This window comes from Bacillota bacterium, assembly GCA_013178305.1.
In the GTDB taxonomy this organism is placed as follows: domain Bacteria; phylum Bacillota; class Sulfobacillia; order JABLXB01; family JABLXB01; genus JABLXB01.
Window position 1 is genome coordinate 454,656 of sequence record JABLXB010000003.1, and the last position, 10,223, is coordinate 464,878.

Here is a 10,223-nt window from a genome sequence, read left to right on the forward strand (position 1 = left end):
GACGGAAGAGGACGTCATGAGGCTGGCCAGGGACCTGAACGTGAAGTTCGTGATGCTCCAGCTCATCGACATCCTCGGGGTTCCGAAGAACGTGGCGATACCTGTGTCGGAACTGGAGAAGGCCCTCCGCGGCGAGCACCTTTTCGACGGCTCTTCGATCGAGGGCTTTGTGAGGATCGAGGAGTCCGACATGGTGCTGAGGCCGGACCCCGACACGTTCGCCGTATTCCCGTGGAAGTCACAGGAAGGGGTCACCGCCAGGCTCATCTGCGACGTGCACAACCCCGACGGCTCCCCGTTTGCAGGCTGCCCCAGGCAGGCCTTGAAAAGGATCATGAAAGAGGCCGAGGGTCTGGGGTTCACCATGTTCTGCGGGTCGGAGGCGGAATTCTTCCTGTTCGAGCGCGACGAGAAGGGCAAGCCCGTTTTGCAGACGAGCGACCAGGCCGGGTATTTCGACCTCTCGCCGATGGACAAGGGCGAGGACGCGCGGCGCGACATGGTGCTGGCCATGCAGGAAATGGGGTTTGAAGTGGAGACCTCGCACCACGAGGTCGCGCCGGGCCAGCACGAGATCGATTTCAAGTACGCCGACGCGGTGCGGACCGCGGACAACATAGTGACATTCCGCTTCATCGTCAGGGTGATAGCCCTCGAGCACGGGATGCACGCAACGTTCATGCCGAAGCCCATATTCGGGGTGAACGGCTCGGGGATGCACACCCACCAGTCCCTTTTCGCCAACGGCGCCAACGCATTCGCCGACCCGGGCGGCAAGTACGGGCTGAGTAAGGCCTGCCTGTACTATATCGGCGGGTTGATGAAGCACGCGAAGGCGATCACCGCGATATGCAACCCGCTTGTGAATTCTTACAAGCGGCTGGTACCGGGTTACGAGGCGCCGTGCTACATCGCGTGGTCCGAGAGGAACCGCAGCCCGCTCATCCGCGTCCCCGCCGTGCGCGGCAAGGCCACGAGGATCGAGTTCCGCAGCCCCGACCCGTCGTGCAACCCATATCTCGCGTACGCGCTGATGCTGAAGGCGGGCCTGGACGGCATCAGGAACCGGATCGAGCCGCCGGAGCCAATGAACCGGAATATCTACGAGATGGACGAGGTCGAGAGGATCGCTCTCGGAGTCGACAACCTGCCCGGCAGCCTTTTCGACGCGATTCAGGAGATGAAGAAAGACTCGCTCGTGAAAGACGCTCTCGGAGACCACATCTACAACAGGTTCATCGAGGCGAAGACGATAGAATGGGACGTCTACCGCACGCAGGTTCACGAGTGGGAGCACCAGCAGTACCTGACGGTGTTCTAGACAGCGGCGTTCCACGGAACTGCGTTCCAGAGAGCAGATTGGCCCGCCGGGTCACACCGGAGGGCCAATTCGATTGGCGCGAGGACATTTGCGGTCCCGTGTTGAACCATCCCCCGTAAGCCGGCCAAGGATTTCTCGTGAGCGTCCGTGTCGAGCAGACCCTGCGCCTGCAGCCGGCGAGCCCTCGTGGAGGTGTTCCGTTTGACCGGTGTGCCGCCCATCGATCGCGATAAAGTGCGGGCCTGGCTCAGAGACATGATATCGATCGACTCCGTCAACCCGACGCTCGTCAGCGGCGGGGCCGGCGAGGGCGCGATGGCCCGGTACCTTGCCGGCGTCTGCAGGGACATCGGCCTGGAAGCGACCGTCGAGGGGCCGTCGCCCGACAGGCCCAACATCGTGGCGACGCTGCGCGGCTCGCGGCCGTCCCGTCGACAGAATCTCCTTCTCAACGGCCACCTCGACACGGTCGGCGTCGGCGGTATGCGTGATCCGCTGGTGGCCATGGAAAGGAACGGGCGGGTGTACGGCCGCGGCGCACTCGACATGAAGGGGGGCCTGGCGGCCATCCTCGGCGCCATGGAAGCGCTCTCGCGGAGCGGCCTGAATCTCGAGGGGGACGTGATCTTCGGCGGCACCAGCGACGAGGAGCACTCCAGCGTGGGGGCGCAGTATCTCGCGCCGCGGGTCGAGGCCGGGGCGGCCGTCATCACCGAGGCCACCGGCATGCGAATATGCGTCGCCCACAAGGGATTTGCGTGGGTGAGGGTGGAGACGCGGGGGAGGGCCGCGCACGGGAGCCGTCCGTCCGACGGCGTGGACGCGATAGCGCACATGGGGAGGTTCCTGACACGACTGGAAGGGCTCGCGGCGCGGGAGTTCCCGCGCAGGGGCCACCCTCTTCTCGGCCCGCCGTCCTTGCATGCCTCGACTGTGTCGGGCGGCGCGGAGCTCAGCACCTACCCGGACAGATGCGTCCTGATGTACGAGATGCGCACCGTACCCGGGGAAACCGCGGAGACGGTCCTCACGGAGTGCGGCGGAATCATCGACTCTCTCTCTCGGGAGGACCCGTCATTCAAGGCGGACTTCCAGGTCACCGTGTTCCGTCCCCCATACGAGGTGAACCCCGGTTCGCGCCTTGTGAGGTTGCTTGGCGAGTCGTTTACGCGGGCTACCGGCAGGCCGCCGGCGACGACCGGCATGGCGTGCTGGCTCGACAGCGCGATTTTCGGAGGGGCGGGGATACCCAGCGTCATCTTCGGCCCGGGCGGCGAAGGCGCGCACGCCGACGAGGAGTACGTCAACGTGGAGGACGTGCTCACGGTAGCGGGTACGCTGGCGGACCTCGCCGTGCTGTTCTGTGGTGGGGCCGACGGCGACGTGTAAGGAGGGAGACGCTTGCGAGTGCTGGTTGCGCCCAACGCATTCAAGGGCAGCCTGAGCCCTGCCGCGGCCGCCCACAGCCTCTCCGCGGGCCTTCGACGGTCCCTGGAGGACGTCGATGTGGCCGAGTTCCCGATATCAGACGGGGGCCAGGGTTTTGTCGACGCCGTCGTTACCGCGAAGAACGGTGAGTTTGTGGAGGTCGAGGTTGAGGGGCCGCTGGGGGACCATGTGCGGGCGCGCTTTGGACTTATAGGTGCCGGAAGGACGGCGGTCGTGGAAATGGCGTCGGCGTCGGGAATAACATTGATCCCGGCGGAGAAGCGGGACCCGCTGAAAGCGAGCACGTACGGGACCGGCCAGATCATACGCGCGGCGCTCGAACGTGGCTGTGATAAACTGATCGTCGGCATAGGAGGCAGCGCCACAAACGACGGCGGGGCCGGAATGGCGCAGGCGCTGGGCGCCAGGCTGCTCGATCCGGATGGCCGCGACCTCGGCAGAGGCGGTGGCGAGCTCGCCCGTCTGGAGTCGATCGACGCGACTGGCGTGGACGAGCGACTCCGGATGGTCGACGTTATCGTGGCGTGCGACGTGACCAATCCCCTTTGCGGCGAGACCGGGGCTTCTGCGGTGTACGGCCCGCAGAAGGGGGCCACCCCGGAGATGGTCAGGATTCTTGACAGGAACTTGTTCAGATTCGCACAAGTCATGAAACGCGACCTGGGTGCGGATGTGTTGTCGATCCCGGGTTCGGGCGCCGCGGGCGGGCTCGGAGGGGGCCTCCTCGCATTCGCCGGCGCGAGGCTCATGCCGGGTTTCGAGATAGTTTCGGGAATACTTGGGTTGGAAGCGGCTGTCAGGGCTTGCGACCTGGTCGTGACAGGGGAAGGACGGCTGGATTTGCAGACGCTCAGTGGTAAGGGCCCCCTCGGTGTGGCGCGGCTTGCCAGGGGTAGCGGCGTTCCGGTTGTGGCGGTCGCCGGCCAGGTGGAAGACGGCGCCTGGGACGCGATGAACGAGGAATTCGACGCCGTGGTCGTGGCTTCAGGCGGGCCCAGTACCGAGCAGGCGACGATGGCGGCCGCGGGCACGCTTCTAGAGCGGGCCGGATTAATGATCGGGAGGATGATATCCGTGGGGCGTGTTCTTGAGAGGCGGGACACTCCATGATGGCGGATTACGCGGGCCTGATACTGGCGGGAGGCGCGGGGTACTTCCTCGGTTCTATTCCGTTCGGGTTGATAGTCGGTCGCCGTCTTGGGAATGTCGACGTGAGGAATTACGGGAGCGGGAACATTGGAACGACCAACGTGCTGCGGGTGCTGGGTCCCGCCCCCGCCGCAGTGGTGCTGGGTTTCGACCTGGGGAAGGGCGCGCTCTCGGCTTTGCTCGGGTCGAGACTGGCGGGGTCCTGGGGAGCGTCGATCGCCGCCGCCATGGCGGTCGTGGGCCATTCGTTCCCCGTGTGGCTCGGATTCCGCGGCGGAAAGAGCGTGGCCACAGCCGCAGGGGGGCTGCTCGTTCTTGCCCCGAAAGTGCTGTTGATCGAGATCGCCCTGTTCGTTGCGGTCGTCGCCACGACGCGCTACGTCTCACTCGGATCGATACTCGCCGCGGCTGCCGTTCCGTTCCTGTTCGCCGCCACCGGCTCGGATACACCCGGTATAGCGTACGCCGCCGTCGCAGGGGGTCTCGTCATCGTTCGGCACAGGACAAACATCCGGAGGCTCCTCTCGGGTACCGAAAACAGATTGGGGAAAAAGGCCGGACCCGGCTGAATATAATCCTCGTGGGAGGGATCGGCCTATGCCTTACACAAGAGCCGGCCTCGGACGGAGGGTCCTGGCGTCGCTTGTCGACGCGGTTATCTCGCTGGTACTCGCGATGGCGCCGGTTGTCGGTGGGCTCGCCGCGGCCGCCTACATGCTCGCGAAGGACGGGCTGATGGATGGAAGGAGTCCCGGCAAGAAGATCTTCAACCTGAAGGTGGTGACTGTGTCCGGCTGGCAGGCTGCCACGTATGTGGATTCCGTCAAGCGTAACGCCATTTTCGCCGCCCCCGACCTTCTAATGCTCGTCCCCATCATCGGCCTCACCTTCGCAGCCCCCGTTTCGCTGGCGATCTTCATACTCGAGCTGGTTTTCATCATCACCGACCCCGAGGGTCTCAGACTCGGCGACAAATTCGCGGGGACAAAGGTTGTGGAGGTACTGCCGGAACGGATGAAGGCCGCCTAGCGCTCAGCACCCAACCCGGCACGCATGCCCCAACGCGGCCGCCCCGTCTTTTTGCCTGCGGCGGAATTACTTTCCGCGCCGGCGGGGTGGACAGGCCGACGCTGATCTGGTGTATAATCGGGGAGGCCGGGACTTGAGGTCAATATGAGCGTGGGGGTCGTGCAGTTGAGGAAATGGCTTCTCGTTGGAATCGTACTGGCCCTGATCGCGGGGCTTGGCGTTGCGGTTTATACCAGGTCGGCGGTGTTGTCTGTCAACGGGGACCGGATTAGCCCAGACGAGTTCTACAAGGCGCTGCAGAACGAATCAGGCAAGCAGGTACTCGACCGCCTGATAATTGAAAGGCTGGTTAAGCAGGAGGCGAAGCGCCAGAACATCGCCGTTTCCAGGGAAGACGTTGACAAGGAGATCGCCCGGATCAAGACGCAGTTCCTCAGTGACGAGGAGTTCAAGAATGCCCTGAAGGACGCCGGCATGGAGATGAGTGACTTGCAGGACGTAGTCGGCCTGAACCTGCTCATCAAGAAGCTCACCTTGAAGGACGTCAAGATCACCGAGGACGACATCAAGAGTTACTTTGATGAGAACAAGGAGTCGCTGGGCCAGCCGGAAAAGGTGAAGGTCAGGCACATCCTCGTCGAGACCCGAGAAGAAGCAGAGCAGATATTGAAAGACCTGAAGGCGGGCAAGGATTTCGCTGCGCTGGCCGTGGCGAAGTCCACCGACCCGGGCAGCAAGGACAACGGCGGGGACATGGGGTTCATCACGCGCGGCGAGACCGAGGAAGCGTTCGAGAAAGCCGCGTTCGCGCTCAAGGCAGGCGAGCTCAGCGACGTGGTGCAGACGTCGTACGGTTTCCACGTGATCAGGGTCGACGCGAAGGAAGAGGCCAGGCCTGCGACGCTTGAGGGTTCGCGCGCGAAGATCGTGGAAGCGCTGGAGTCGTCGAAGGCGAAGCCCGTCGAGACCCTGGTCAACGAACTGAAGTCGGCTTCGAATGTGCGTGTGTACTGGGAGCGGTATAAGTATCTCGAGCACGTGCCCGCACCCGCTGCCGAGCCGGAAAAGAAGTAGGCTGGAAGGATAAGAGAACGCGAGATATTTCAAGGAGAGCGCCTCTTTATCGGCGCTCTCTTCGTTTTGCGCGATATAGTAACATTAGCATATATGATTATTGAGATATATGATGCGTTACGGGTGATGGATTGTGAAGGATTTCAATAAGTATCGCCGTGAGGCTGACCTGCTGAAGGCGATCGCCCACCCCGTCCGGCTGTGCATATTGGAGGGCCTGATAGACGAGGAATGCAACGTCGGAAAGATGCAGGAGTGCCTCGGGTTACCGCAGGCCAACGTGTCGCAGCACCTGGCGGTACTCCGGGCGAGGGGCATCGTGGCCGGCCATCGCGAGGGTCTCGAGGTGCGATACTCCGTCGTTGACCCTCGGGTTGCCAGGGTGGTCAGGTCAATTCTTGGGGGCGAAGGGAGTGGGGTGGATGGGTAAGAGGATAGTGGTTATCGGCGCCGTGGCTGCCGGCACAAAGGCCGCCGCCAAGGCGAGGCGTGACGACCCCGCCGCGTCGATAACCGTGCTCACCGAGGAAAGGGACGTATCGTACGCTGGTTGCGGGCTGCCGTACTACGTCGGCGGGGTGATAAAGGGCCGCGGGGAGCTCGTGGTGAGGTCGGCTGAGTCATTCCGCGATTCGGAGCGGATCGAGGTCATCACCGGGCACCGAGCCGACTCGATCGAACGCGGCAGGAAGGTGGTCGTGGCCACGGACCTGGATACCGGCACAAAGCGCGAGTTCGAATACGACAGGCTGGTGCTCGCGACCGGAGCGAGCGCGATAGTGCCCGACGTGCCGGGGGTCCACCTGGAGGGGGTTTTCAAGCTTAGGAGCGTCACCGATGCAGACGCGTTGACCTCGTTCATCGAACGAAGGAGGCCGTGTCGCGCCGTCGTGGTTGGCGGCGGGTTCATCGGCCTCGAGTCGGCGGAGAACCTCAGCCGGAAAGGGATACGAGTCTCCGTGGTGGAGATGCTCGAGGACTTCCCACCCGGGTTTGACCCGGACATGTCGAGGTGCATCAGGAACTGCGTCGTGGAGAGCGGCGTTGAGGTGTACGCCGGCGAGGCATTGGTCGGCATAGAGGACGGTGGGTCCGGCTGCGTACGGCGGGTGCGTACGAACGCGCGCTGTCTGGATGCCGACATGGTGCTCGTGGCCGTGGGAGTCAGGCCCAACACGCGGCTTGCGGCCGGTTCGGGGCTGGCGCTCGGCCCGCGCGGCGCAATACTTGTGGACGGGTCCATGAGGACGTCCGACCCCGACATATACGCCGCGGGGGACTGTGCGGCGACCAGACATCTCGTCACTGGGAAGCCCGCCTGGTACCCGATGGGCTCGACGGCGAACAAGATGGGGCGGGTGGCCGGCATTGAGGTGGCGGGGGCTGCCGGAGGCTCGCAGGCGTTCGCGGGGGTGCTCGGCACCGCCGTGTTCAAGGTGTTCGACACGTCCTGCGCGCGAACCGGCCTTACGGAGGCCGAGGCTGCGGCAGAAGGGTTCGATCCGGTATCCGCCACGGTGGCCGCTCCGGACAGGGCACACTACTACCCGGGTCACAGGGACATCGTGGTCAGGTTGATCGCAGACGGCCGGACGCGCCGCGTGCTTGGGGCCCAGATCGTGGGCGAGGGCGTGGTCGACAAGCCCATCGACACCCTCGTTACCCTGATCTCGCTGAAAGGCACGGTCGACGAACTGTCGACGCTTGACCTGGCGTACGCGCCGCCGTTCTCGAGCGCCATGAGCCCCGTGATTACCGCTGCGAACGTGCTGCTCAACAAGATGGGCGGGAGGCTGGACGGGATCACGGCCGCGCGGCTCCAGGCGCGGCTGCGGGATCCGGGAGTGTTTCTCCTCGACGTGAGGACCGGGGCGGAGTTCACCGCCAGGTCGATACCGGGGTCTGTGAACATTCCGGTGAACGAGATCGAGGCGCGCGTGGCCGAGGTCCCCCGCGACCGTGAGTTGATCATCATATGCAGGGTGGGGCGGAGGGCGTATACGGCCTATCTGAAGCTCCGGAACCTCGGCTTCAGCCGGGTGGAGATCCTGGACGGCGGCATGCTCGCCTATCCGTACGAGACGCAATAAGCGGGCGGGCGCCCGCCGCGAGGGACGGGCGCCGCGACGCACGGAAAATGGGTGGTGACCTGAATTGGCCGAGAAGTACGTGGACTGCAGGGGGCTCCAGTGCCCCGGCCCGCTGGTGGATCTGGCGCGGGCGGCGAAGTCGGCTGCGAAGGGTGACGTGATCGTGGTCGACGCCAGCGACTTCGGATTTAAGAAAGACGTCAGGGCGTGGTGCGCGAAGACGGGCCACACCCTGGAAAACGTGGAGGAAACGGACGGGATCATAAGGGCCAGGATAGTCGTTGTTTAAGGTAGTCGGGCCGCGCCGGGGGGAGGTGAATCGGATGGATGGAACCAGGCAGGATAAGAAGACGATGATCGTGTTCAGCGGGGATCTGGACAAGGCGATGGCGGCGTTCATAATCGCGACTGGCGCGGCGGCCATGGGCAGCGAAGTGACGATGTTCTTCACGTTCTGGGGCCTCAATATCCTCAGGAAGGAACGACCCGGACCGGTCAGGAAACCGCTGCTGGGCCGCGTGTTCGGGTGGATGATGCCGAGGGGTGCGAACCGCCTCGGCCTGTCGAAGATGAACATGTGCGGCGCCGGGACTGTGATGATGAAGAGCGTCATGAAGCAGAAACGGGTGATGTCGCTTCCGGACCTCATCGAGCAGGCGCGGGAACTCGGCGTCAGGCTCGTGGCGTGCACGATGTCGATGGACGTGATGGGCCTGAAGCCGGAGGAGCTGCTGGATGGCGTGGAATTTGCCGGCGTCGCCACGTACCTGGGCGAGGCCGACCAGGCCGGCCTGAACCTGTTCATATAGTAGACGCAGCGAGGCCACTCTTCAGGGGCTTCGCCCGGCGCACACCGGGAGCGAAGCCCCTGTCCCGGGATGGGTCTATCAGATCACGGACCCGCACTGCTGCCTCGCAGGGCCCGAGGGTCTCTCCCCAGCCGCTCCAGTGGGACGGGCGCGGGTGGGGGGATTAACGGCCACTCGTGGCGGGACGTCTTCGGTGGGTATAGGGTGCCGTTCAATCCCATGCGGACGACATTCTGTTTCGTTATTGGAATGTCCGGACGGCGCGGCCACACTGTGATCTGGTCGTCCGAGTAATCGACCAGGTAAGATGGGACCAACAGGCAGCCAAGGCGTTTGAGAGCTGCCACACGGTGGTGCCCGTCGAGTATTACCATCGATCTCTCGTCGACCAGGACCGGTTGTCTCAGCTCGCCGTCACGGCGTATCTCATCGGCAAGCTCGAGGAGGTGGCGTTGATCCACGTGTTCGTGCGCCTTCAGGCCGCAGAGTCTGAGCAGCCGGAACCTGAAGAGGCACTTCTCCCTGCCGCTCATGCCTGTTGCTCCCGTCCCTGTATGGCAGGCAATTCGTCCAGCGCCCGCTCGACCTCGGCCCTGGAGTACTCATAGTCTTCGAGCCTGCCTGCGGCGTCGGGGGAGTCCCCGGCTTGGGCCATTTGCGCTTGCGCTTCGAGGCCGATGATTGTCTGGTGGAGGATCACGTGGTTCAGGACGCTTCCCAGGGAGTAATTCGTGTCGCTGTGGGTGGCTGCGTCTTCAACGGCCTCGCTGATAGCGATACCCAGGCTGCCCGGTGAATCGGGTGAACTTGCGAGCACCGACCTGCCGGCGGAAGTCTTCGGATGGGCGACGGCGGTATTTGGCTTGTGGCTTCCCGCCGGGCTCACGCCCTCGTATTTGTAGTAGATCCTCTCCCGCGTCCGCAGCGCCTTCTCGAGCCGCCTCTGCTCGATCAAGGCCTGAGGGAACAGCGGAGCCAGGTCCGCGGTGGTCAGCGGCTGCAACGTCGCGGGGTGCAGGGGAGGACCCAGCGGGAATGGCAGATCGGTGGCGATGTTTAGCCAGGCTGTGGGGAGATCTACCTCCTTGAGTATGAACTTCACGCTTTTGTTGTCCATCTGTCTCGCTCCTCCTTGTGTTTTCCGGGAACGCGAGAATGCCGTGGGGCCCGGCGGCATCGGGTAGGAGGCGGAGTTGCCCCCGCCGTCCTCCCACACCACCGGACATGCGGTTCCGCATCCGGCGGTTCATGAAACACATTGGATATAGTGTAGATGATCGAGCAGTGACACGAGTCCCATCT

At 63.9% G+C, this 10,223-nt stretch carries 11 protein-coding genes and 1 pseudogene; 10 read left to right on the forward strand and 2 right to left on the reverse strand.

The features are described from left to right. Window positions 1–16: 16 nt before the first annotated feature. The 10 genes from glnA (at window position 17) to HPY55_09970 (ending at window position 8,921) form a co-directional block, all read left to right on the forward strand. Window positions 17–1,321, forward strand: a complete 1,305-nt coding sequence (gene glnA, locus HPY55_09925) for a type I glutamate--ammonia ligase (GenBank protein ID NPV70948.1) — start codon at window positions 17–19, stop codon at window positions 1,319–1,321. 201 nt (window positions 1,322–1,522) lie between these two features. Continuing rightward, window positions 1,523–2,710 carry an ArgE/DapE family deacylase gene (locus tag HPY55_09930; GenBank protein ID NPV70949.1) on the forward strand — a complete coding sequence of 396 codons (1,188 nt, stop codon included), beginning with the start codon at window positions 1,523–1,525 and terminating at the stop codon, window positions 2,708–2,710. Window positions 2,711–2,722: 12 nt separating this feature from the next. Further along, window positions 2,723–3,880 carry a glycerate kinase gene (locus HPY55_09935; GenBank protein NPV70950.1) on the forward strand — a complete coding sequence of 386 codons (1,158 nt, stop codon included), beginning with the start codon at window positions 2,723–2,725 and terminating at the stop codon, window positions 3,878–3,880. Further along, window positions 3,880–4,488, forward strand: a complete 609-nt coding sequence (gene plsY, locus HPY55_09940; GenBank protein ID NPV70951.1) for a glycerol-3-phosphate 1-O-acyltransferase PlsY — start codon at window positions 3,880–3,882, stop codon at window positions 4,486–4,488. The genes HPY55_09935 and plsY overlap by 1 nt, the downstream gene beginning before the upstream one ends. 28 nt (window positions 4,489–4,516) lie before the next feature. Then, the gene (locus HPY55_09945; GenBank protein NPV70952.1) at window positions 4,517–4,948 is read left to right on the forward strand and encodes a hypothetical protein; all 432 of its coding nucleotides are present in this window, start codon (window positions 4,517–4,519) and stop codon (window positions 4,946–4,948) included. A 165-nt stretch (window positions 4,949–5,113) separates the two neighbouring features. After that, complete coding sequence (locus HPY55_09950; protein NPV70953.1) at window positions 5,114–6,022, forward strand: foldase; 909 nt, start codon at window positions 5,114–5,116, stop codon at window positions 6,020–6,022. Window positions 6,023–6,152: 130 nt separating this feature from the next. Next, window positions 6,153–6,452 carry a winged helix-turn-helix transcriptional regulator gene (locus HPY55_09955; protein ID NPV70954.1) on the forward strand — a complete coding sequence of 100 codons (300 nt, stop codon included), beginning with the start codon at window positions 6,153–6,155 and terminating at the stop codon, window positions 6,450–6,452. Continuing rightward, window positions 6,445–8,112: an FAD-dependent oxidoreductase gene (locus HPY55_09960; GenBank protein NPV70955.1), complete on the forward strand. Its 1,668-nt coding sequence runs from the start codon at window positions 6,445–6,447 to the stop codon at window positions 8,110–8,112. The genes HPY55_09955 and HPY55_09960 overlap by 8 nt, the downstream gene beginning before the upstream one ends. A gap of 64 nt (window positions 8,113–8,176) precedes the next feature. Further along, complete coding sequence (locus HPY55_09965) at window positions 8,177–8,401, forward strand: sulfurtransferase TusA family protein (GenBank protein NPV70956.1); 225 nt, start codon at window positions 8,177–8,179, stop codon at window positions 8,399–8,401. A 34-nt stretch (window positions 8,402–8,435) separates the two neighbouring features. After that, window positions 8,436–8,921, forward strand: coding sequence for a hypothetical protein (locus HPY55_09970; protein NPV70957.1), 486 nt, complete (start codon window positions 8,436–8,438; stop codon window positions 8,919–8,921). Window positions 8,922–9,004: 83 nt separating this feature from the next. On the opposite strand, the gene HPY55_09975 is transcribed toward HPY55_09970, so the two are convergent. Continuing rightward, the gene (locus HPY55_09975; GenBank protein NPV70958.1) at window positions 9,005–9,454 is read right to left on the reverse strand and encodes a ParB N-terminal domain-containing protein; all 450 of its coding nucleotides are present in this window, start codon (window positions 9,452–9,454) and stop codon (window positions 9,005–9,007) included. A 119-nt stretch (window positions 9,455–9,573) separates the two neighbouring features. After that, window positions 9,574–10,038: pseudogene (locus tag HPY55_09980) on the reverse strand (TrpB-like pyridoxal-phosphate dependent enzyme). Between the last annotated feature and the right edge of the window lie 185 nt (window positions 10,039–10,223).

Bases quoted from the DNA above. Each gene is read 5' to 3' on its own strand.
- glnA (NPV70948.1), top strand. From the start codon at position 17: ATGAGGCTGGCCAGGGACCTGAACGTGAAGTTCGTGATGCTCCAGCTC.
- plsY (NPV70951.1), top strand. From the start codon at position 3,880: ATGGCGGATTACGCGGGCCTGATACTGGCGGGAGGCGCGGGGTACTTC.
- HPY55_09945 (NPV70952.1), top strand. From the start codon at position 4,517: ATGCCTTACACAAGAGCCGGCCTCGGACGGAGGGTCCTGGCGTCGCTT.
- HPY55_09960 (NPV70955.1), top strand. From the start codon at position 6,445: ATGGGTAAGAGGATAGTGGTTATCGGCGCCGTGGCTGCCGGCACAAAG.
- HPY55_09970 (NPV70957.1), top strand. From the start codon at position 8,436: ATGGATGGAACCAGGCAGGATAAGAAGACGATGATCGTGTTCAGCGGG.
- HPY55_09975 (NPV70958.1), bottom strand. From the start codon at position 9,454: ATGAGCGGCAGGGAGAAGTGCCTCTTCAGGTTCCGGCTGCTCAGACTC.